We start from the raw sequence: 301 nt of genomic DNA, 5'->3' as shown, positions 1-301 counted from the left end.
GGCGACAAGCCAATGGGAGAAACCACAAAGCTGATTCTGGAAATGGCCCGCAGCCAGCTTTTTAAGGCCATGATGCGGCAAATCGAAAACCCGGAATGTGACGTGGATATTGACCTGCTGAAAAATGCCATGCTGGCGGCACAGCGTCTGGAATCCACGGCAATGTCCAGCCACCGGCGCGAGAAAGAAATCCGCCAGGCATTCGCAGAAGAAGCGGCAAACGCCGTCAGTGAAGAACTGCGCGGGCAGGATGGCATCAGCGAAGAGCTGGAGCAGCGTATCCGTGATGTACTGCTGGGTA

Annotated in this window: 1 protein-coding gene; it reads left to right on the top strand. The window is 55.8% G+C overall.

The window, feature by feature from the left end; translation table 11 throughout:
• Nucleotides 1-12: 12 nt before the first annotated feature.
• Nucleotides 13-301, top strand: a 289-nt coding sequence (locus AC0L3J_RS37880) for a phage protein Gp27 family protein (protein WP_473350514.1), incomplete at its 3' end; no start/stop codon positions are given.

It is taken from the genome of Bradyrhizobium sp. Kon37 (assembly GCF_055807535.1).
This window is presented reverse-complemented; position numbering and strand designations above follow the sequence as displayed.